This window comes from Candidatus Electronema sp. JM, from assembly GCF_048287415.1.
Lineage (GTDB): Bacteria > Desulfobacterota > Desulfobulbia > Desulfobulbales > Desulfobulbaceae > Electronema.
In genome coordinates this window covers 1-21,831 of record NZ_JBLWEN010000015.1, presented here as the reverse complement: position 1 = coordinate 21,831, position 21,831 = coordinate 1, and the positions used below count along the sequence as shown (strand labels likewise).

20 protein-coding genes and 1 riboswitch are annotated in these 21,831 nt (G+C 57.6%); of the genes, 9 read left to right on the top strand and 11 right to left on the bottom strand.

The genetic code is table 11. The features are described from left to right. Window positions 1-4: 4 nt before the first annotated feature. A complete protein-coding gene (locus ACNKH6_RS03655) occupies window positions 5-1,063 on the top strand; it encodes a lytic murein transglycosylase (protein WP_417914190.1) in 1,059 nt (352 codons plus the stop codon). Between the two features lies 1 nt (window position 1,064). On the opposite strand, the gene ACNKH6_RS03650 is transcribed toward ACNKH6_RS03655, so the two are convergent. Both ACNKH6_RS03650 and ACNKH6_RS03645 read right to left on the bottom strand, forming a co-directional pair. After that, window positions 1,065-2,759: a prephenate dehydratase domain-containing protein gene (locus tag ACNKH6_RS03650; RefSeq protein ID WP_417914189.1), complete on the bottom strand. Its 1,695-nt coding sequence runs from the start codon at window positions 2,757-2,759 to the stop codon at window positions 1,065-1,067. Window positions 2,760-2,847: 88 nt separating this feature from the next. Next, a complete protein-coding gene (locus tag ACNKH6_RS03645) occupies window positions 2,848-4,137 on the bottom strand; it encodes a peptidoglycan-binding domain-containing protein (RefSeq protein WP_417914188.1) in 1,290 nt (429 codons plus the stop codon). 51 nt (window positions 4,138-4,188) lie between these two features. Here ACNKH6_RS03645 and ACNKH6_RS03640 point away from each other — a divergent pair, with 51 nt between their 5' ends. Continuing rightward, window positions 4,189-4,494, top strand: coding sequence for a hypothetical protein (locus tag ACNKH6_RS03640; RefSeq protein ID WP_417914187.1), 306 nt, complete (start codon window positions 4,189-4,191; stop codon window positions 4,492-4,494). Window positions 4,495-4,497: 3 nt separating this feature from the next. On the opposite strand, the gene ACNKH6_RS03635 is transcribed toward ACNKH6_RS03640, so the two are convergent. The 7 genes from ACNKH6_RS03635 to dnaG all read right to left on the bottom strand — a co-directional run bounded on the left by ACNKH6_RS03635 (window position 4,498) and on the right by dnaG (window position 12,821). Then, on the bottom strand, window positions 4,498-6,465 hold the full coding sequence (locus ACNKH6_RS03635) for a bifunctional aldolase/short-chain dehydrogenase (protein WP_417914186.1): 1,968 nt from the start codon (window positions 6,463-6,465) through the stop codon (window positions 4,498-4,500). 76 nt (window positions 6,466-6,541) lie between these two features. Then, window positions 6,542-6,664: a hypothetical protein gene (locus ACNKH6_RS03630; protein ID WP_417914185.1), complete on the bottom strand. Its 123-nt coding sequence runs from the start codon at window positions 6,662-6,664 to the stop codon at window positions 6,542-6,544. A 22-nt stretch (window positions 6,665-6,686) separates the two neighbouring features. Then, window positions 6,687-7,730, bottom strand: a complete 1,044-nt coding sequence (gene lpxD / locus ACNKH6_RS03625) for a UDP-3-O-(3-hydroxymyristoyl)glucosamine N-acyltransferase (RefSeq protein WP_417914184.1) — start codon at window positions 7,728-7,730, stop codon at window positions 6,687-6,689. A gap of 164 nt (window positions 7,731-7,894) precedes the next feature. Further along, entirely contained in the window at window positions 7,895-9,019 is a 1,125-nt protein-coding gene (dprA, locus tag ACNKH6_RS03620) for a DNA-processing protein DprA (RefSeq protein WP_417914183.1), read from the bottom strand. Continuing rightward, on the bottom strand, window positions 9,006-10,535 hold the full coding sequence (locus ACNKH6_RS03615) for a sigma-70 family RNA polymerase sigma factor (protein WP_417914182.1): 1,530 nt from the start codon (window positions 10,533-10,535) through the stop codon (window positions 9,006-9,008). Before ACNKH6_RS03615 ends, dprA begins: the two co-directional genes overlap by 14 nt. A 129-nt stretch (window positions 10,536-10,664) precedes the next feature. After that, the gene (locus tag ACNKH6_RS03610) at window positions 10,665-10,826 is read right to left on the bottom strand and encodes a hypothetical protein (RefSeq protein ID WP_417914181.1); all 162 of its coding nucleotides are present in this window, start codon (window positions 10,824-10,826) and stop codon (window positions 10,665-10,667) included. 141 nt (window positions 10,827-10,967) lie between these two features. Next, a complete protein-coding gene (gene dnaG, locus ACNKH6_RS03605) occupies window positions 10,968-12,821 on the bottom strand; it encodes a DNA primase (RefSeq protein ID WP_417914180.1) in 1,854 nt (617 codons plus the stop codon). 130 nt (window positions 12,822-12,951) lie between these two features. Next, window positions 12,952-13,056: riboswitch (TPP riboswitch) on the top strand. A 46-nt stretch (window positions 13,057-13,102) separates the two neighbouring features. On the opposite strand from dnaG, the gene ACNKH6_RS03600 reads away from it, so the two are divergent. The 6 genes from ACNKH6_RS03600 (at window position 13,103) to ACNKH6_RS03575 (ending at window position 19,049) form a co-directional block, all read left to right on the top strand. Beyond that, window positions 13,103-13,999 carry an Rpn family recombination-promoting nuclease/putative transposase gene (locus tag ACNKH6_RS03600; RefSeq protein WP_417914211.1) on the top strand — a complete coding sequence of 299 codons (897 nt, stop codon included), beginning with the start codon at window positions 13,103-13,105 and terminating at the stop codon, window positions 13,997-13,999. Window positions 14,000-14,074: 75 nt separating this feature from the next. Further along, window positions 14,075-14,272, top strand: coding sequence for a sulfur carrier protein ThiS (thiS, locus tag ACNKH6_RS03595; protein ID WP_417914179.1), 198 nt, complete (start codon window positions 14,075-14,077; stop codon window positions 14,270-14,272). Window position 14,273: 1 nt separating this feature from the next. Further along, window positions 14,274-15,068, top strand: coding sequence for a thiazole synthase (locus ACNKH6_RS03590; RefSeq protein ID WP_417914178.1), 795 nt, complete (start codon window positions 14,274-14,276; stop codon window positions 15,066-15,068). Window position 15,069: 1 nt separating this feature from the next. Then, on the top strand, window positions 15,070-16,179 hold the full coding sequence (gene thiH, locus ACNKH6_RS03585) for a 2-iminoacetate synthase ThiH (protein WP_417914177.1): 1,110 nt from the start codon (window positions 15,070-15,072) through the stop codon (window positions 16,177-16,179). Window positions 16,180-16,386: 207 nt separating this feature from the next. After that, window positions 16,387-17,139 carry a phospholipase D family protein gene (locus ACNKH6_RS03580; RefSeq protein WP_417914176.1) on the top strand — a complete coding sequence of 251 codons (753 nt, stop codon included), beginning with the start codon at window positions 16,387-16,389 and terminating at the stop codon, window positions 17,137-17,139. After that, entirely contained in the window at window positions 17,076-19,049 is a 1,974-nt protein-coding gene (locus ACNKH6_RS03575) for a tetratricopeptide repeat protein (protein WP_417914175.1), read from the top strand. Before ACNKH6_RS03580 ends, ACNKH6_RS03575 begins: the two co-directional genes overlap by 64 nt. Window positions 19,050-19,180: 131 nt before the next feature. Here the strand turns inward: ACNKH6_RS03575 and ACNKH6_RS03570 are convergent, their stop codons facing one another. Both ACNKH6_RS03570 and guaA read right to left on the bottom strand, forming a co-directional pair. After that, window positions 19,181-19,972: an NYN domain-containing protein gene (locus ACNKH6_RS03570; protein ID WP_417914174.1), complete on the bottom strand. Its 792-nt coding sequence runs from the start codon at window positions 19,970-19,972 to the stop codon at window positions 19,181-19,183. Window positions 19,973-20,068: 96 nt separating this feature from the next. Continuing rightward, on the bottom strand, window positions 20,069-21,613 hold the full coding sequence (guaA, locus tag ACNKH6_RS03565; protein ID WP_417914173.1) for a glutamine-hydrolyzing GMP synthase: 1,545 nt from the start codon (window positions 21,611-21,613) through the stop codon (window positions 20,069-20,071). Between guaA and ACNKH6_RS03560 the strand changes: the two genes are divergently transcribed. Beyond that, window positions 21,602-21,831: hypothetical protein (locus ACNKH6_RS03560; protein ID WP_417914172.1), on the top strand; the 230-nt coding region annotated here is incomplete at its 3' end. The two genes, guaA and ACNKH6_RS03560, sit on opposite strands and share 12 nt — an antisense overlap.

Here is a 21,831-nt window from a genome sequence, read left to right as displayed (position 1 = left end):
TTCCATGCGTATAACTTCCCTTTCCAGCTCCGCCCTGCTGTTCGCCGCCCTTCAGCTCGCCCTGCCGCCTGCCCCGGCAGTTGCGCAGACAGGCAAGGCCCCCAAAGCCGCTGACTTGGTGCAGGACGGCCAGCTCATCGACCTTCAGCAGCCGAAGTACCGCCAGCTCTTCCGCGAGCTGGAACAAAAATACGGCTTCAATCAGGACGAGCTGCGCCAGATTTTCCAAGGCCAGAAAATCTCCAAGAAGGTGCTGGAGCTGATGGACCGGCCTTGGGAGGCCAAACCGTATTACAGCTATTCCCCGCTCTTCGTCACCGAGCAGAACATCCGCACCGGCAAGGCCAAGCTGCGCGAGCACAAGGAGCTGCTCGACCGCGTCGAGGGACAGTTCGGCGTGAACCGGGAAACCATTGTCGCCATCTGGGCGGTGGAGACCAAATTCGGCACCAATCAGGGCGGCTTCGATGTGCTGCAGACGCTGAACACCCTTTTTGACGCATACCCGCGCCGCTCTGACTTCTTCCGGGGCCAGCTGATTGATTTTCTCCGTCTCTGCAAGGAGAACGGCATTGATCCGCACGGCATCAAAGGCTCTTATGCCGGGGCGTTCGGCCAGACGCAGTTCATTCCCTCCTCGTTCCGCTCCTTTGCAGTCAGCTTTGACGGCGACCGCAAGCGCGATGTGTGGAACTCTGTGCCGGATGTGCTGGCCTCCATCGCCAATTACATCGGCAAGCATGGCTGGGTGCTGAATGCGCCGGTCTATGCTGAACTGGGGCCGGAGCTGAAGGACAGCCGATTGATTGCCGCCTTCAAACAGGACAGAAAAGGCCGCATCGCCTGGCAGACGGTCCGTGATACCCAGAAGGCGAATCTGCCGCCTTCGCCGGGCAGCCGCCCGCTCTCCATTGTCGGCTTGGAGCTGGATCCGCAGCAGTCGGCGCAGGCGTTCCGCTATGTGGCAGGGTATCCCAACTTTCAGGCCATCACCGAGTGGAATCATTCCAACCGTTATGCAATGGCTGTGACAGAGCTGGCTGAGGCGTTCAAAAAGCCGTAAATCAGAGCATCGCGCTCAAGACCTTGTCCACCGCCTTCGCCTGCTCCATCCGATTGCGCAGGAAGGCGGTGGTGAGATGCTTGCTGTTGTCCTCAATCAGGCTGCACAGCTCCCGAATCATCTTATTGTCCGCCATTGTTGTCACTCGTTCCAAATTAGCGGCAAAGTCACGGACAATCTGGCCGCTTGCGCCGCGCATGGACATGATCTCGGCATAAGTGCGCGGATTTTGTGAATGTACCCGCGCCATCGCCAAAATGGGATAGAGCGAAGTCAGAGTGCAGTGCCCGGCAATTTCATCAGCCGTGATGCTGTTCTGCGCCAAGGTCATGGCTAAGGCCACAGAGACGGCGGTCGGCAGCTTCTGACCGATGCCCATCAGCAAGTCGTGGCGGACAGCGGAATCATGCTGGATGCTCGCCCCGTGTTTGTACAAAAATGCCTCAAACTCGCTGCAAAATTTGCCGCTCCGCCGGGTGCGCACCACCACCGCGTTTTTGTTCTTCATCGCTGCGGCCTGCGGCCCCCACAAATTATGCACCAGCATCACTTCCACACCGCTGCTTGTCGCGTCCAGCGCGGCCTGAAGCGTGCTTTCTGATTCGCCTGCCAAGAGAATCAAGGCCTTGCCGTCAGCCAGCAGCGGGCCGTACTGCCGCACCGTGTCTGCTGTGACTGAAATTGGCACACAGACCAGCACCACGTCCACCTCTGGGATCATCGCTTCTGGCCGCAGCTCGGTGCTGCGCCCGCTCATGAAGACGCGATAGCCCTCATTCTCCAAGCGTTCCGCAAACCATGCGCTCATGTCGCCGGTGCCAATAAACCCAATTGAACGGATATGCCGGGGCCGCATGTCAATCCGGGGAAAGCAGCCCAGCAGCCGGACGATGTTTTTCTGCCCGACTATCCGTTCCTCAATCTGCGCGACTGCGCCCGCCACCGTTTGATCTTCAATGTGGCCTTCCACCTCAAGATATATCTGGAGCTTCTGGGTCTGCGGGTCGTTCTCCGAACTCATGTCAAGGATGTTGATGCCGCGCCCGGCAAATTCGCCAAGAATGTCAACGAGCAGGCCGACGCGGTCGTCGAGCGGGCCGGTGACTAAGGCCGTCGCGTCATAGCCGGTCGGTTTGGCCAGCTCGCGGCCAAGGATGGCGTAGCGGGTGCGGCTGTGCGGGGCCACCTCGCGTTCCGCAATGTGCAGGCCGCAGGCGGTCAGCATTTCGTCAGCATCAAGCACGCCGCAGAACTGCTCCTTGCCCTGCGCCCGAACCTCGGCAATCGCCGCGCTGAGGTCGGCCACGCTGGTCAAAGCTATTTCCGGGAAGGTCGCGCTGATGTATTCTTCGCACAGCCGGAACACCGCCCGTCTGCCCAGCAAGGTTTTCAGGGTTTCCGGCTGGCTGTTTGGTGTGAACACGCCGAGCGAAAGGCTGACTGGCAGCATGATGTTGTCTATCCACCAGCCGTCCTTGATCTGCGCGAAAAGACGGAACTGAGCCTTCTTGCCGCCTTCACGGGTGTTATAGACGGGCACAGCCGCCCGGTCTATCTCGCCTGCGGCAAATGCGGCCAGCAAGCTGCTCGTGTGGGGATAAACTTTCAGCGCGGCAGCAGGGTCATGCAGCGATGCGGCCTGCCAAACGTGGGAATGCGGCGGGCCGGAAATACCGATAGTCAGCATGGCAGACATAATGTGGCAGAACAATGCAAATAAAAAAGCAGAGATGCTTCCGCATCTCTGCTTTCTGCGACTCAGTTTTTAGCTACAGGGTACTGTATTACTGATAAACACCCAGAGCCTCAAGAGTCTCGATGGTCATGCCGCCGCCCTCAGGCAGACCCTTGGAGCGCTGGAAGGCGCGGAGAGCCTGCTGGGTTTGGGCACTGTAGTTGCCGTCAACCGGACCAGGATCAAAGCCTTCCTGAGACAGGGCCTTCTGCACGCCCAAAACTTTGGTGTCTTTGATTTGATCCTCGCACAGCACTGCACGCCAAACGATCTGGCTGTCGCTGACTTTGACGCGCTTGGTGATGGTCTGGAACTCAGGCTCCACCGGAATGCGGCGCTCGCTGGCCTCGCGGACAACCTCTTTAACTCTGATGACTTTGGTCTCAGGCGGAACCGGAATTCTGTTGGTTTTGGCCGGCTCGATCATGATCTTTTTCCGGACAGTCTGGTATTCAGCCGGGATAACCTCTTTCTCCACGCGGGCCGGAGAAACAACCACCTCTTTGGTGACGGTCTCGAACTCAGCCGGAATGGTGACGGGCTTCTCGCCTGCCGGGGTGACCAGAATCTTTTTGATCACGGTCTTGTACATGGCCGGAGTCTCAACCAAGCACAGTGTCTCGCAGTCGGTCAGGCCCAGCTTCACATCCTCAGGAGAACACGGCACTGCGGTTCTGATCCATTTGTTGGAGGCAGCCTGCACCAGCACTCTCTCCTTCACGGTTCTGAACACCGGCGGGGTGGTCACGATCCGGTTGGAGCCGGGCTTCACCATCACCTGCTCCTGCCGGGTCTCGTACTGAGCCGGGATTGCCCGCAGCCGCTCAGAAGCCGGACGCAGGACGATGCGCTCAGTGCGCCATGCGAACTTCGGCGGGATGGTCTCAATCCGCTCAGAAGCATCCTTGACCACGATGGTCTTGTCAACCCATCTGTACTCAGCCGGAATGCTCTCAATCCGCTCGGTGGCCGGCTTAACCATGATCCTTTCGGTCACGTTTTTGTACTTGGCCGGAGCGATACAACGGGAATAGCACTCGCCGGGTTTGGCGTTGACCGGAACACCAGGCGCGCCGCCAGACAGCATCTGATCCGGGCTGGCACCCTTGTCCTCATAAACCACTTGTTCCTGCACTGGAGCCTGCTCCTGAACTGCTGCAATCTCCTCCTGCATCGCCTGCGCCTGCTCGGCCACAGGAGCCTGCTCCTGCTGAACGCCCGGAGCTGCCGGAACATAGCCGCCGCCAAAATCTTGATTCGGTGCGGTGGTTCCTGCCTGAGCAATGCCAGCCAGAGCCAAGAGAGCTGCGGCTCCGAGAGCAACGCGATCCTTCTTCATTTACCTGCCTCCTTTCCTTGTTTGTGGGTTGCAGCAACAATTTGCAAAACTGTGCGCAGCGTACTTGGTGCCACGCTGTTCCTGTCAGCCAAGCTGCGCACTGCGTGCATCGCAGGCCAGCTTCTTAGAGAGGAATTTTTTTCCTATGCTGTTTTCTATACAGCAGACGGCTTGCATCTGTCAACTGCTTGCGCAGTTATTTTTCTCTTTCAGATGCTATGTCCTACTATAGCATTCTCGCCCGATGAAGGCAATACAAAAAACTGTACAATGCAAAAAAAAACCGTTCAGCCAGACAACTGGGCGTTACAACAAGATGGACAGGAGAGCCGCTATCTGGCGAATCGTATTTTTTGAACATCATACCACCCTGTCGTTGCCTCCATCCACAGGCAGCTGGGCGGCGGTGGTGCAGGCGAAGAGCGGCCCGCAGAGTTCAGCAGCTAATTCAGCCACATCTCTGCTGCGCACTTCCACGCCGAGCAGGTTTCGGCTTTTGTACTCCGCCACAGTCAGGCTGTAGTGCGCCGCCCGCGCCTGCAAAATCTCCTCTGTCCAGATGCCGGTGTCAAAGACTGCATTCGGATGCAGGGTGTTGATGCGGATGCCGTCCTGCCCCCACTCTAAGGCCGCGACCCGCACCAACTGGGTCAGCGCGGCTTTGGCGGCGGAATAGGCCGCCGCGCCGGGGCCGGGCGCAGGCACATTTTTTGAGCCGATCACTGCCACGCGGCCCTTGCCGGGCGCGGCCTTGAGCAGCGGATGCGCCTCGCGCAGCAGGGTCAGATTGGCATCGAGATTCACCGCCATCACCCGCCGCCACAGCTCGCCGGGCAGCTCGGCAACCGCCTTGCTGGGCGGAAAAATCCCGGCGTTCAGCACGAGCATGTCCAGTCCGCCGAAGCGCAGCGCGGTCTGGTCAAGAGCCGCCGCGACCTGCTGTTCATCGGTGATGTCGCATTGCAGGCCGAGAAAGGCGGGAGATGTGGACAGTTCGGCAATTTTCGGGTCAATATCCACGCCGACTACTGCCGCGCACCGCTTGAGGAACGAATCCACGCAAGCCTTGCCGATGCCAGAAGCCGCGCCGGTGATCAGGGCGATTTCCCCCTTGAAGACCGGAGCCTTGCCGCCCTTCCTCAGCTTGGCCTGCTCCAAGTCCCAGTATTCGACCTCGAAGAGATCTCGCTGCGGCAGAGGCCGCCAGCCGCCGAGCCGTTCCGCCCGAAGGATGCAGTCCATCGTGCGCTCGTAAATGTCAGCAACAATGCCGACTTCGGCAGCAGATGCGCCGACGCAGCACAGGCCCAACTCCTGGTCGAGCAGCACACGCGGGGCCGGATCGAGCATGACTTTGCGTTCCTTGGCCTCCGGCTCATGCGCCTCGAAATAACGGCGGTAGTCCTGCGCGTACTGCTCGACATCCCGCCCGATCAGCGGCAGGGCTTTGGTGCGAAGGACATGATCCGGCGTGGCCGGGCCGCAGGCCAGCTCACGGACATCAGCCCGGCGGGCGAAGTCCAGCCCGCGCTGGCTGCCAGTGACATGCAGCAGCATCGGCCTGCCCGCTTTTAGTGAAACAGCCTGCCGCAGCTTGGCGATTTCACGGCGGTCAAAGCGCGGCTGTTGCGATGCAGGCTCTTCTAATTCCCAAGCAGCCTGCGCTTGCAGATAGTCTTCCGCCATGCTCACCAAACGGATCATCCGCTCGTAGGACTCCCGCGCCGTGTTGCCAAAGGAGAAGATGCCGTGGTTCATCAGCACCATGCCGATGGTCTGCGGCCCGGCTTGCGCGGCGAAAAGGCGGCCTGCCTCGCGGGCGAGATCAAAGCCGGGCATGACATAGGGCACAATCACTGCCACGCCGCCGTACAGCTCCTCAATCTGCCGCAGGCCGTCCGGCGTGTTGCAGATGGTCACCACCGCGTCGGCGTGGGTGTGATCCACATAGCGGAAAGGCAGCAGGGCGTGCAGGATGGTCTCCACCGAAGGCGCGGGCGCGTCGCTGCGGACGAGCTGGGTTTGCAGCCCGTTGACCATCTGCGGATCGGTCAGCCGCTTCAGCTTGGCCAGCGCGAGCATAGGCCGCAGCCGCACAGGCGCGAATCCAGCAGCCTCAATCGTCGCCAAATCCCAGCCGCTGCCTTTGACGTACAGTATTTCCTCGTCCTCGCCGAGCAGGTTCTTCTCCGTGATCTTCACCGAGGTGTTGCCGCCGCCGTGCAGCACCAAGGCAGGCTCGCGGCCCAGTAGGCGGGAACTGTAAACCCGCAGAGCCAGCTCGTCGGCGCAGGCTGCGGCCTCGCTGTCATTCCATAAAGTGCGCATGATCTTTCGTGGTTGCAGGGATAGTTAGTGCTGATGCGCCATGATCTGGACCACCGTAGATAGTCTGTTGTCCGCGTCAAGCGCCATGAAGGGCCGTTTTGCCTGATTTGAGGATGCAGGCAGCGACATGGACGAGTTTGCGCATCATGGCGCAGATGATGACCATCGGCGGTTTTCCGTTCGCGGCGAGGCGGGTCATCCTGCTGTCTCGACGCAGCCGCTCAAGCCTCCCCCTGTTCGGCCAACAGCGCGTCAACTTTCTTGCGGAGCTGGCGCAACTCAGTGAACATCTCCGGCAGGCGGCGGAAAACAGCGGAAGCCTTGCCCCAGAGTTTGATGTCAATGGCCGGGATGCCGCCCACTATCGCCCCTTTTTTCTGATCGTTGTGGACACCTGATTTTGCAGCCACCATCACCCCGTCTTCGAGCTGGATATGACCGGCGACTGCGGCTTGACCCGCCAGCACCACATTGCGGCCCAGCGTGACGCTGCCCGCGATTCCAACTTGGCCGACCAGGATCGAATTTTCGCCGATCACGCAGTTGTGGCCGACCATGACTAAATTGTCCATCCGCACCCCGCGCTTGACCCATGTCATGCCAAAGGCGGCCCGGTCCACGCAGGCATTTGCGCCGATCTGCACGTCGTCATCAAGGCGCACGATGCCGACCTGCGGCTTGCTGACGTGCTCGCCAGTGGCGGGATTGGTGGCAAATCCGAAGCCGTCGCTGCCGATCACCGCTCCATGATAGAGCACCACGCGCTTGCCCAGAATGCAGCCTTTGGCCACCACAGCATTGGCATGAAGAACGCAGTCGTCGCCGATCTGCACATCGTCGCCGATCACCACGCCCGGCTCAATTTTCACCCGGTCGCCGATCCGCACCCGGTCGCCGACGCAGACCAACGGCCCGATGCTGATCTGCTCGCTGATCTGGCAGTCGCGCCCAAGCACCGCCCGTTCGTGAATGCCGGTCGGCTTGAACTCCTCTGCCAGCAGCCAGCAATGGATTGTGGCCGCCGCCAAATCCACATTGCGCACTTTAATCAGCGGAAGAGTGCCGCTGCTGAAATCCACCGGCACGATGCAGGCAGAAGCCCGGCTGACAGCCAGCTTGTCCGCCAGTTTCGCGCTGTTGATGAAGGTGAGCTGGCCGGGTTCCGCCAGATCAAGGCTGTTCAGGGCCGTGACGGTCAGACTGCCGTCGCCCTCCACGGTGCCGCCGATCAGTTCGGCCAGTTCGGCCAGACTTGCTGTTTTCATAACGCTTGAATTAAAGTCGTAGCTGAAACAAAATATAGTGCAAAGTGCGCATTAGGTGTCTTCAACCTATTGCAGAAGGACAACGCAGGTCTGGCAAATAGTTTTCTGTAAAGAAATGAGCAGGTCAACTGCAGCATGACGGTAATATCGTTGAAAAAACTGTGTCAGGTTTTTTCATACTGCTGGCCGGGGAGCTGCCGGATGAGTGATTTCAGCTCCAAGCCCAGCAGGAGACCGTGCAACTCACCCATCGGCAGACCGCTTTTTGCCGCCAGTTCTTCGATGTCGGTCGGATAGGCACTGAGCAGGGCGAGCAGCTGCTGTTCCGGCTCAGAGAGTTCAACAGGCACAGCCTGCGGAGCTTGGCTGCCCCTGCTTTGCGCAATAGGCAGCTCGGCCAAAATATCCTCGAACGAATGCACCAGCTTGGCTCCCTGCTGAATCAGATGGTGGCTTCCTTCGCTTTGCGGGGAATCAATCCGGCCCGGCACTGCGAAAACTTCGCGGTTTTGCTCCAAGGCAAGACGGGCGGTGATCAGTGAGCCGGAGCGGGCCGCAGCCTCAATCACGACCACGCCGAGCGACAGGCCGCTGATGATCCGGTTGCGGGCTGGAAAACGAGAGCCTTCCGGCGGCGTGCCGAGAGGATATTCACTGAGCAGCAATCCTTGCGCCCAGACTTGCTCGTATAACCTTCTATGAAAACGGGGATAAATTACATCCACGCCGCAGCCAAACACAGCGGCGGTCTGACCTCCGGCGGCCAGTGCGCCCGCATGGGCTTGGCCGTCAATGCCTTCCGCAAGACCGCTGACCACAGTCAGACCCGCTTCCGTGAGCTGGCGGGCAAGCTGAAAGCTCACCTTGCGGCCATAGTCGGTGGCGGAACGGGAGCCGACCAGCGCGACGGCAGGCCGATGCAGGCAGGAAAGATCGCCCCGGCACCAGAGCAGCACTGGCGGATCGTGAATGGTGCACAGCTGGGGAGGATACAGCGGATCAGCACAGGGCCGCAGCCGCACCTTGGCGGCTGCGGCCCGTTCCTGCTCGCGGACAGCCCATGCGCGGGCCTGAGCAAGAACGGATTGACTGCTGAAGAGAGCGGTGATTTTAGGGCCGATGCCGTCAACCTGCGCAACAGCCGGTCCGGCAGCCAGCACTGCTGCCGGGCTGCCGAAAAAGGAGGCAAGACGGTGGATCAGGATGCAGCCAAGCCCCGGCAGGGCGGCCAAAGTCAGCCAGTCCCTGATCCTGCCGTCAGAATCTGCCTGCGCGTCAGTCGCGGACAAACGGCTCTAAATAACGGCTGCGGTTCGGATGCCGCAGCTTTTTGATGGCTTGCGACTCAATCTGCCGGATGCGCTCGCGGGTTACAGCAAAACATTGCCCCACTTCTTCCAGCGTGTGATCACAGGCCACATCAATGCCGTAACGCAGCCGCAACACCTGCGCTTCCCGCTCGGTCAGATCATCCATCACTTTCGACAGGCAGCGTCTCAGGCTTTCGGAGATGGACAGCTCCTGCGGATCAGGATTCACCTCGTCAATGATAAAATCACTGAGCATGGTGTCGTCTTCATCGCCAACCGGCGCATCCAAGGAAATCGCGTCCTTGGCGGTTTTCAGCGCGGCGTTGACATACTCCACGTCGGTGTCGAGCTGAACTGCCAGCTCCTCCGGGGTTGGCTCCCGGCTTTCCGCCCGCTGGAATTCGCGGGTGAAGCGCAGCATCCGATTGATTGCCTCAATCATATGCACTGGCAGCCGGATCGTGCGGCCCTGATCAGCAATGCCCCGGTTGATGGACTGCCGGATCCACCATGTGGCGTAGGTGGAGAACTTATAGCCCCGGTTGTAGTCGTATTTCTCAACCGCCTTCATCAGGCCGATGTTGCCTTCCTGAATCAGATCGGCAAGCATCATCCCGCGATTGAGGAATTTCTTGGAGATGGAAATCACCAAGCGCAGATTGGCCCGCACCAGCGCTTCTTTGGCCTGCTTGGCGGTGAGACGGCCTATCTTCACCTCGGTGAACAGGGCGTTGAAGCTGCGGCAATCCATGCCCACGGTTTCAGCCAAGTCAAAGCTGATCTGCCGCTCCAGCTCGTCAATATCCGCATGATGCTCGCCCGCTTTGTCAGCCAGCAGCAGCTCGCGCCGCGCTTTGATCCGCACCTCGCGGAATTTTTCGCTGAACTCTTCCACCGTTTTGACCACCGGCAGCAGGCTTCTGAAACTGACCCGCCACTGCCGGAACAGCGCGGCGATCTCCAGCCCAATGTGGCGGATGCCGTCAGTCAACGGCTCTTCCTCCTCCGGGCTGCCGAGTTTTTCTTTGAGCTGACGGAACAAACTGACGCGCTGCTGCTCCAGCCGGCTGGCCCGCTCCACCGCGTCAAGGAAGGTCTCCCGGATATCAGCCAAGCCGCTGTCGTCGTTCTCAGAAATCCCATTCAGCACCGAGCCGATGCGCAGGCTGCCCTGAAGCAGGCCGTTGCGCAGCGTATTGAGCGCTTCCAGCCCCATTGTCAGCTGAAGGACGGCGTTCTGTACCCGCGCCTCGCCTTCTTCAATTTTTTTCGCCAGCTCAATCTCCTCATGATAACTGAGCAAGTCGAGCTCGCCCATTTCCCGGAGATAAATATTCATTGGATCCGCCCATGAATCTTCTTGAACCGGCCTTTCTTCTTGTCCGCCTTCGCAGGTATATTCCTCGCCGCCCAGCTCGGCATCCAGACTCTGTCCCAACTCTTCTTCGTCTTCATATAATTTTTCTGAAGACAACAGCTCTAACTGGTTCTTCATGCAGATACCTCCTCCGTACCGTCAAAAAACGCAGTTTTTTCCAAGCGGAATCCGCCGATTCCGCCTGTTCCCGCCCATGCTGCGCGGCATTTTTCCTGCCCTCCTCGGTCAGCAGCTCTCAACCCATTGCTAGCTGCTGTCGCCCGATTGTCCGCCTTCCCGTCGGGCTGCGCAGAAAAAATTTTCATTTTTCAGTTTCACTCTGCTGCTCTTTTCTTGCTGAGTTTTTTCAGCCCCTGTTTTATATAATACAACTTTTTGCACAGCATGTACAGAATTTTCAATAGCCACGCTGTGGTTTTTTCTTGCCGCTGGCAACCGGAGGGGTCTCTGCTGCTTTTGGGCAGCACCGCCGACTGTGCGGCCAGTCAGGAATAAGTCTCAACAAGATAAGGCACACTGTATCACTTTTTCATTTTTTTGCAACAAATTTCAATTGACAAAAGGCTGTTTTTTTATATCCGGCTGAATTTGCCGCTGCAAGTTCTGCACTGTTTCCGTGTCTTCAGTTTGATCAATCTGCTGAAAAATCTTTTTGTTGTCCCGCTTTTTCTTTTGGTCACGCAGCCAAGCACGTATTACAGCGTAGGCTGAAGCACCTTGCTCTTCGTCTTCATCCGGCGTGTCCTGCGCTGCCCCACGCAAGATGAGTTCCGTGACCATCTGCCGGGCCTGGCTGCCGTCCGGCAGATGCGCAAGAAGCTGCTCCGGTAAGATCGGCCCAGCCGCCGCCAGCCGCTGCAAGGCCTGCGTCAGGTCCCGCAGCGGCTGGGCGCAGGTGTGAACGTGCTCCATCAGCAGGCCGTCAACCATCAGCTTGTCGAAATGTTCTGGATACTGCACAAGAAAATTGAATAACTGCCGCTGGTCATTAGGGAGGTGAACGGGTGCTGGTGCCGCCGTGATTTCCACATGTCCGCTATCTTCTGCTTCTGGGAAAAACTCTGGCGGCGGAGCGAAAGGCGGAAGCTGCTCCGGCTCCTCCTGCCGCTGCGGCAGGCCGCCAGGCAAAAAATGCTGCGGCGACACACCCAGCTTGCTGCTGAAATGCGCGGCCATCAACTCCTGCTGCCCTCGATCAGGTGCCTCCCGCACTAACTCGGCCAGCTCGGCCATGATCCTGCTCTTGCCGGTCAGCGTGACCCCGTGCTCTTCCACCAGCGCATCAAAGATGAACTCCGCCAGCGGCTGGGCCTTGCTGATCAACTCCTGAAGTGCCGCTGCTCCCTGCTCCCGGACAAAGGAATCCGGGTCATGGCCAGATGGCAGCAGAGCGGCTTTGGCCTCCATCCGTTCCGCCAGAAAAAGCGGCACAGCCCGCTTGGCCGCTTTCTGCCCTGCCGCATCGCCGTCAAACAGCAGCACGGCTTCGTTGCAGCAGCCGCGCAAGGTGCGGACATGCTCTTTGGTCAGAGCGGTGCCCAGCGGCGCGACCGTGTTGCTGATGCCATGCACATCCAGCAAAAGCAGGTCAAAATTGCCCTCGACCAGCACGGCACGGCGGCTTTGGCGGATCGCATCCCGATGTTGGTGCAGGCCGAAAAGGACGCGGCCTTTGCTGAAGACCAAGCTCTCCGGGGAGTTCATGTACTTCGGCTGGCCGTCGCCGAGAATGCGTCCGCCAAAGGCCGCTGTTTTGCCGCCCGCATCAAGAATCGGAAACATGATGCGGTCGCGGAACCGGTCGTACCAGCCATTCTTTTTCGCTGCGATCAGCCCGGCCTGCGCGACCGCCTCTGCCGGGAAGGTTTTGGTCAGGCGCGAGGCAGCAAAATCCCAGTCATTCGGAGCATAGCCAAGCTGATAGCGGACAAGGAATTCCTGCGGCACGCCGCGCCGGATAAGATACTGCCGGGCCGCTTCAGCCTGCGGAGCTTTGAGCAGCACTTCATGATAGAGCTGCGCCGCCGCCTGATTGACCGCATGAAGCAGGCCGCGCTGCTGCCGCTGCGCTTCCTCAGCTTCGCTCAATTTGGGTTCCGGCAGGCTGATCTGATACCGCCCGGCCAGCGCCTTCATGACCTCCGGGAAGCTCAGGTTCTGATATTTCATCAGAAAGCTGAAGACATCGCCGCTTTCGCCGCAGCCGAAACATTTATAGCTTTGCCGCTGCGGATTGACGGAAAAGGAGGGCGTTTTTTCGCCGTGAAAAGGGCAAAGCCCGGTGAAATGCCCGCCCGCCCGCCGGAGCTGCACATGCTCGCCGACAATTTGAACAATGTCCGCTGCCTCGCGGATCCGTTCTTTGGTCTGCTCCCAGTCCGCCTGTGAATCTTTGGATGCCATGCTGCTCCTTGCTGTTCTATCTGATCACCGAGCAGACAAATATACCGCAGCCTTTCGCTCCGCGCATTCCCCATGCACCGCCGCGCAATTTTTCTTGACGCAAGACCGCAATTCAGTTAGACACAGAGCTGCGTTTCACGGGGGGTGCTTCTGCGGAAGCTGAGAGAGGCCCGGCCTCAACCCTTGGAACCTGACACGGTTAGCACCGCCGCAGGGACAGTGGAGCTTCCGCAGCTATTTCCTTGCCACTGCATTCCTTCGCCGCTCATCTCACGCAGACCATGAGCTTCAAAGAAAAATACGTCAATCCCTTCACGGACTACGGCTTCAAGCGGCTGTTCGGTGAGGAGCCGAACAAGAACCTGCTGCTTGATTTTCTCAACGAGCTGCTGAAGCACGAGCAGGGGGAACTCAAAGACCTGACCTATCTGAAAACTGAGCGGCTCGGCGACACGAGCTTGGACCGCAAGGCGGTCTTTGATATCTACTGCGAAAACGAGCGCGGCGAGAAGTTCATCGTCGAGCTGCAAAAGACCAAGCAGAATTTCTTCAAAGACCGGACGCTGTACTATTCCACCTTTCCCATCCGCGAGCAGGCGGAGCGGGCGGATTGGAACTTCGAGCTGAAGGCGGTCTATCTGGTCGCAATCTTGGATTTTGTCTTTGACGCGGACAAGGCCGAGCCGGACAAATACCGCTACGATGTCAAGCTCTCGGACATCGCGACGAACAAGGTCTTCTACGACAAGCTGACCTTCATCTATTTGGAGATGCCCAAGTTCAGCAAAACATTGGAGCAGATAGAGACGCGGTTCGAGAAATGGCTGTATGTGATCAGGAATCTGAACCGGCTGGACAGAGTGCCGGAGCAGCTGCGGGAGCGAATCTTCGAGCAGCTTTTCGAGGCGGCGGAAGTCGCCCGCTTCACGCAGGAGCAGTTTCTTTCCTACGAGGACAGCCTGAAGCATTACCGCGACATGAAAAACTCCCTTGATACGGCGAGGGAGGAAGGCATGGCACTGGGCAAAGCGGAAGGCAAGATGGAAGGCCAGCTTGAAATAGCTGAGAAACTGCTGCGGAAGAAGATGTCCGTGGCAGATGTGCATGAAATAACCGGGCTGCCGGAAGAGGAAGTCCGACGAATATGCGGCAGAATTTTTCAGGAGGAGAGACCATGAAAGGAAGCGGATTTCTTCTTCCTGCCATCAAGTTCCTGCTGGATGGCAAATAACGAACAGCAGCCAGCCATTATCATGCAGATAACCCTGAATGGCGAGCCGGTTGAGACTGCCGCCCGCACTTTGCGGGAGCTGATCGTCAGCCAAGGCTTGGAGCCGGACGCGATTGTCGCGGAAGTCAATTTTGCCCTGATTAAACGGGAACAATGGCAGCAGCATGTCCTGAAGGACGGGGACAGCGTGGAGCTGCTCAGTTTTGTGGGAGGAGGCTGAGATGAGAGAGGAGATGCAGGCGCAGGCGGATGACGCGCTGCTGCTTGGCGGGGTGCGTTTCGGCAGCCGCCTGTTCACCGGCACTGGCAAGTTCGCCTCGCGGGAGCTGATCGCCCCGATGCTGGCGGCCAGCGGTTCGGAGCTGATCACGGTCGCCTTGCGCCGGGTTGATCCCAAGGCGGGCGAGCAGGACATTCTGCGCTACATCCCGCCGTCGGTGCGGGTGCTGCCCAACACCTCCGGCGCACGCACTGCCGAGGAGGCGGTGCGCATCGCCCGCATCGCCCGTGAAGCTGGCTGCGGCGACTTCATCAAGATTGAGGTGATCAGCGACATGAAATACCTCCTGCCGGACAACGCCGAGACCCTGCGGGCCACGGAACTGCTGGCCAAGGAAGGCTTCATCGTCCTGCCCTACATGATGCCGGACATCACCGTGACCAAGCAGCTCCATGACGCAGGCGCGGCGGCGGTGATGCCGCTCGGCTCGCCCATCGGCAGCAACCGGGGCTTGGAGATGAAGGCGATGATCAAGCGGATCATTGAGGCGAGCAGGCTGCCGGTGGTGGTGGACGCAGGCATCGGCAGGCCCTCGCAGGCCGCCGAGGCGATGGAACTGGGCGCGGACGCGGTCTTGGTCAACACCGCCATCGCCACCAGCGCGGATCCGATTCAGGCGGGCCGGGCTTTTGGCCTTGCGGTGCAAGCCGGGCGGCTGGCGCGGCTGGCGCAGTTGGCCGGAGAAAAAGAATACGCCGAAGCCTCCTCGCCGCTGACCGGCTTTCTGAGGAGCTGAGATGTCCTTCTTAGACACAGTCACCAAGCTGGAATCCTTCGACTTCGACCGCCATTTCCGCGCGGTGACAGCAGCGGACGTGCGCCGTTCCTTAGAACGCGAGGATTTGGATTTCCGCGACCTGCTCAACCTGCTCTCGGTTCCGGCCCAGGACTTTTTGGAGGAGATGGCCCGGCGGGCGCGGCAGCTCACCTTGCAGCACTTCGGCAGGGTGATCAGCCTCTACGCGCCGCTCTACATCTCCGATTATTGCGCCAACGCCTGCGCTTACTGCGGCTTTCACGCCGGGGTGGATTTCCCGCGCACCAAGCTGACGCTGGCCGAGATTGAGCAGGAAGCGCAGGCCATCGCCGCCACTGGCATCCGCCACATCCTTGTCCTCACCGGCGAGGCTCCGGCGCAGACCCCGCTCTCCTATCTCCTCGACACCGTGGCGGTGCTGAAGCGGCATTTCTCCTCCATAGCCTTGGAGATATTCCCGCTCGATGTGGAGGAATACCGGCAGCTCTGCGAGGCCGGGGCGGATTCGCTCACCGTTTATCAGGAAGTGTACGACCGCGCTGTGTATCAGGAAGTGCATCCGGCGGGACGGAAAGCGGACTATGCCTGGCGTTTGCAAACCCCGGAGCGCGGCGCGCGGGCCGGTTTCCGCGCCCTGAACATCGGGCCGCTCTTCGGCCTTGGCGAGCCGCGCCGCGAGGCATGGCTGGCCGCGCTGCACGCCCGCTGGCTGGAGGAGGAGTTCCCGGAGGTGGAAATCTCGCTCTCTCTGCCGCGCATGACCAAGGCCGCTGGAGCAATTGCCCCGCGCCATCAGCTTGCCGATCTTGAGTTTGTCCAGTTCATGCTCGCCTGGCGGCTGTTCATGCCGAGGCTGGGCATCACCATTTCCACCCGCGAGGCCCCGGCCTTCCGCGACCGGCTGCTCCACCTTGGCGCAACCCGCTTCTCCTCCGGCTCGAAAACGGGCGTGGGCGGCTACGCGGTCAGGAAGCAGGAGGAAGCCCCGGTGCAGTTCAGCGTCACCGACGACCGCAGCGTCGAGGAAGTGGCGGCGATGCTCCGCCGCAACGGGTATCAGCCGATTTTCAAGGACTGGGAAAGGGTGTGATCGTGATACGTATCATGCCGCTGTCGTGATAGGTATCACGACGATGCCATGATACGTATGATGATTTTGCCGTGATACTCGATGCGGCAGATTCGGGATACTAAACCTTTTTCGCAAGCATAGAGGGGCGCGGCGGCAGCGGGTGAGAAAAGGCATCGCAGCGGCTTTGCTTTTGCAGAACATGAACATCAAGAATGGATACTGAAAATGGCAAGATTTATCAATACCAAAAGAGCCGTCTCAGAGTTAGAGGAACTCATCAGGAACGCTGGCGAGAAACTGTATCTCGTGTCACCATACCTGAAGCTGTCCAAGGATTTCAAAGAACTGCTTGCCTATAGAAACAGCAAGAACAAAGTCACAACCGTTATTTTCGGGAAACAGGAACTGAAGCCTGACGAACTGAATTTCTTGCAGGGGCTGCGCTTCATTGTTTTGTATTACCATGAGGACTTGCACGCCAAGTGCTATGCGAATGACGACAAGATGATCATCACATCTTTGAATCTCTATGAGTTCTCGATGGCGAACAACAAGGAGATGGGTGTCCTCATCGACAGGAACGACCCGGCGGACAAGAAGACATTTGACGACGCGATGGATGAGGTGAAATTTATCATTGACAACAGCAAGCCTCATGAGTTAATTGCCGAAAAGATAAATGGCTCCGAGCGGGTGCGTGAACAGTCAGCGCACCAGAAAGCAGCGGACAAACCTGCGGCTGCTCCAACGAAGCAGTCTGCCACAGGGTATTGCATCCGCACCGGCGTGGAAATTCCATTTAATATCGAAAAACCGTTCTGCTATGAGGCGTACAAGTCTTGGAGACAATTTGAGAACGGCGACTATCCAGAAAAGTATTGCCATTTCTCCGGTGAGCCATCCAATGGAGAAACTTGTTTCAACAAGCCAATCCTGACGAAGAATTGGAAAAAAGCTCAACAGTTGCATGGCTGTTGAATATAGGTGCTGCGTTATGCTGCCCGGATTGCGATAATGTCCGTCTCATACAGCCTAAAGAGTGGCAGGAAGACCAATCGGCATCCTCCGCCGCGCGTTTCTGCAAAAGTCTACGGTCAGCTCCTCGACAAAACGGCGAAAAACATCTGTCTTCGTTCCTGTATCAGGATATCACCATGTATAGTTATGATAAAATAAAAACATTGCTTAGAAGCAATATAATTCTCTACGCAATCATCTCTCTATTAGTTGTTGTCGCCTATTCAAAAGTTCTCAATAATAATTTCATCGGCTACGATGACGACAAATATGTGACGGAAAACGTTCATGTCCAGCAGGGCATCAGCAAAGACAGCGTTCTCTGGGCGTTCAGTTCGCTCCATGCAAGCAACTGGCATCCTGTCACGTGGCTGTCCCACATGCTGGATGTTGAGCTTTATGGCATGAATGCTGGCGGCCACCATTTCAGCAGCCTGCTGCTGCACCTGATAAACAGTCTGCTGCTGTTTTTTGTGCTGAAGAATATGACAGGAGCACCGTTGCGAAGCTGCGCTGTTGCCGTGCTCTTCGCAGTCCATCCTCTGCATGTTGAATCTGTCGCTTGGGTTGCAGAACGCAAGGATGTTTTAAGCACTTTCTTCTGGCTGCTGACTACCTGGAGCTATATTCGCTTTATAAAAACTAAGAAACGTGATGCTTATCTGCTGGCTGTTTTATTCTTTCTGCTCGCGCTGATGGCAAAACCAATGGCAGTCACCCTGCCATTTGCGCTGCTGCTGCTGGATTATTGGCCTTTACAAAGGCTTGGCAAGAACGATGGTGAAATTCACACCAAAACAACCCAGCTGCTCTATGAGAAAATTCCCTTCTTTTTTTTGAGCATCGCTTCATCCAGCATCACCTTCTTTGCGCAGAAGCATGGAGATGCCGTAGCAGGATTAGCGGAATATCCTCTTCAGATGCGCATAGCCAATGCGCTGATTTCTTATATCACCTATCTTCAGAAAACTTTTCTTCCACAGAATCTCGGCATTCTTTATCCCTATCCCAACGCAATATCTGCATGGCAGGCTGTCGGCGCAGCTTTTATGCTGGCTGGCATCACCTTGCTGGCGGTACGGCATAGAGAACGCCTTCCGTGGCTTGCGGTTGGCTGGTTCTGGTATCTTGGCACACTGGTGCCGGTAATCGGATTGGTTCAGGTCGGTGTGCAGGCTCTTGCGGACCGCTACACCTATATTCCTATGGTCGGAATATTTATTATTGCATCATGGGGATCAGATGCACTGATTCGTAATTGGAAATATAAAAATATTGCGCTTGGGACTGCTGCTATTGTAATTTTCCCTGCCTTAACAATCAGCACAAGAATGCAGACTTCCTATTGGAGAGACAGTGTCACTTTATTTGAACATACGTTGGACGTGACTGAAGGAAATTACATCATTCACAACAACCTTGGCTTCGAATTCGCTCTGCAAGAACAGTATGAAAAAGCCCTTATGCACTACCAAGAAGCTCTGCGCATTTATCCGAATTTTGAACAGGCGGCTGTGAATTATGGTTCTGCATTGTTTTCATCTGGAAGAAAAGAAGAAAGTTTTGCTTATTATGAAGAAGTGCTGAGAAAAAGTCCTCGATTTGCCAATGTCCATTACAATTTTGGCACCCTGCTTCTCAAGGCTGGTCATCACGATAAGGCAGCCTTCCATTTTCAAACTGCCTTGCATCTCAAGCCGAACTATGCTGCCGCAGCCAATGGGCTTGGCGCAGTCATGCTGTACAAAGGAAATATTGAGCAGGCAATTTTTTTATTTAAAAAATCATTGGAAATTGATCCAGAATATATGGATGCAAAAAATAATCTCAAAAACGTGTCTGATTATCTTCAGCAAACAGGAACGAAGTGAAATATCACAAAGCAAAAAGCGAGTGATTGTCGCATTGGCAGGGTGTTATTCGTACTGGATTACAATAAAAAACAAAAACTCACGACACTGCCCGCAAGATGCTGGCGGCAGTGTCGCGTAAAGGAGAAAATTCAGTTCTCCCGCACCAGCCGGATGTCCCAGGCCTCAGAGCGGCCTTCGTTGTGGGGGTTTTCGACGATGCGGAACTCAAAAATCCGGGTCGGGTCTTGAAAATAATAATCGCCTTCCAAGGTGGATTTGGAAAGGTGGAAGAACACCGTTTCCGCTTTCAGCGTGTGATTTTCCTGCATTCTGAAGAAACGGAAAAAGCCGAAGCCCCGGTCGGCATTGAAGTTGGCCACTGTGCCACGCTGCCATTCCCCTTCTTTATTGGCGGCAACATCCTCCGGCTGCGGCTGGAAGGGCAGCAGGCCGGGGATGAGAAAACCGGAGAGGAAAGAATCCGCCGCCTCGCGCAGCTCACGGCTGACATTGTTGAAGCCGATCACGTCCACCCGGCAGCCCATGTTCTGCAACGCCGTGACAAGACGGATGAAATCGCCGTCGCCGGTGAGAAGGATGACCCGGTCAAGGTTGCGGGCCTGAAGCAGCGCGTCAATGGCCAAGTCCATGTCGGCATTGGCCTTGGTGGTGACATTGCCGTCCTCGTCTTCGTAGCGGCGCACAAATTTTTTAATGATTTTGAAACCGCACTGGCGCAGAATGTTGTGGTAAAAATACACCTTTTGCCGGTAATCCGGCTCTTTGCTGGTGCGGTCGCGGTCTTCGGCCAGATAGCAGTTCGCTCGAACCAAGATAGAGGTGGGATTGTTGGCGATGTCAACTAAGACATCATAACGCATCCCGTAACCGCCGCTCATTTTGATATTTTCTGCATCAACGTAAATTCCAGTTTTTAACATGACAAAGTGAAGGGTAAAGATTGATTCAAGAAAACTGCTGCCGAGAAAAAATACCGCAAGAGGAGAACTCTCCCCTTGCGCATGGATGCAACAGAACTATTCCCACTCGATGGTGGAAGGAGGCTTGGAGGATATGTCATATACCACCCGATTCACGCCGCGCACCTCGTTGATGATGCGGGTGGAAATCCGGCCCAGCAGGTCGTAGGGCAGCTGCGACCAGTCGGCGGTCATCGCGTCGCGGCTGTCCACCGAGCGCAGGGCGATGACGTGCTCGTAGGTGCGGCCATCGCCCATCACGCCGACCGTCTGAATCGGCAGGAGCACGGCGAAGGACTGCCAGACCTTGCGGTACCAGCCCGACTGCTTCATTTCCTCCAGCACGATCACGTCGGCCTGACGGACAATGCGCAGCCGCTCGGCAGTGATTTCGCCCATGATGCGGATGCCGAGGCCAGGGCCAGGGAAAGGCTGGCGGAAAATCGCCTCTTCCGGCAGGCCGAGTTCCAAACCCAGCTCGCGCACCTCGTCCTTGAACAGCTCGCGCAGCGGCTCGATCAGGGCGAGGTGCATCCGCTCCGGCAGGCCGCCGACATTGTGGTGCGATTTGATCGGCGCTTTGCCCCGGAAAACTACGGACTCGATCACGTCAGGATAGAGCGTGCCTTGGGCGAGATATTTAACCTGCCCCAGCTTCTTCGCCTCCTGCTCGAAAATCTCAATGAAGCCGTAGCCGATGCGTTTGCGCTTCTCTTCGGGATCAGCAATGCCCTTCAGCCGTTCCAAGAAGTAGGCTTCGGCATCAATGTCAATCACCTGCAAGTCGGTGCGCTCGCGGAAGAAGCGGAGCACGCCCGCGCTCTCGTTGGTGCGCATCAGGCCGTTGTTGACGTGAATGCAGGTGAGCTGGCTGCCAATGGCCCGATGAATCATCGCCGCGACCACAGTCGAATCCACGCCGCCGGACAGGGCGCAGATCACCCGGTCGCTGCCGACTTTCTCCCGCACCGCCGCCACGGTGGATTCAATGAAGGACTGCATCGTCCACGAAGCGTCGCAGCCGCAGATGCCGAAGATAAAATTGCGCAGAATGTCCGTGCCGATCAGCGTGTGCGCCACTTCCGGGTGGAACTGCACGGCGACAAAAGGTTTTTCCTGATGGCGCAGGGCTGCATAGGGCGAATGCTCGGTGTCGGCAATGGCGATGAAGCCGGGCGCAAGTGCCTCGACGCGGTCGCCGTGGCTCATCCAGACCTGATGATGGGCAGGTTTGGCCTCCAAGCCGCTGAACAGCCCGGCAGTCTCGCTGATGCGCAGCTCGGCCTTGCCAAACTCGCGCTTCTCGGCCCGCTCCACCCGCCCGCCAAGCTGCTGCGTCATGAGCTGCGCTCCATAGCAGATGCCCAACACCGGCACGCCCATATTGAACAGGCCGGGATCGGAGAGCGGCGCATCCTCGTCATAAACCGAAGCCGGACCGCCGGAAAGGATGATGCCCGCAGGCCGCAGCTCCTTCAGCTTGGCAAGCGGCAGGGTGTAGGGGTGAATCTCCGAATAGACCTTTTGCTCGCGGATGCGGCGGGCGATAAGCTGGGTGGTCTGGGAGCCGAAATCAAGAATGATGATGCTGTGGCTGTGCATGAACGCGAAGCTGTGGAAGGGCTGACAACTATCGATGAAAATAAGCAGAAGGACAATATGTTACACTTCTTGCTGGAGGCATTGCAAGCATTCTGCCTCAGCAAAAATAAACTATATTATCACCGCCGAGGGAGAAAAGCAAATGAATGCGTCTTCGCGGGCGGAAAAGGCAGGAGCATTTTTTGCTGCGGAACGCCGCCGCGCTTGGTATGCTTCAC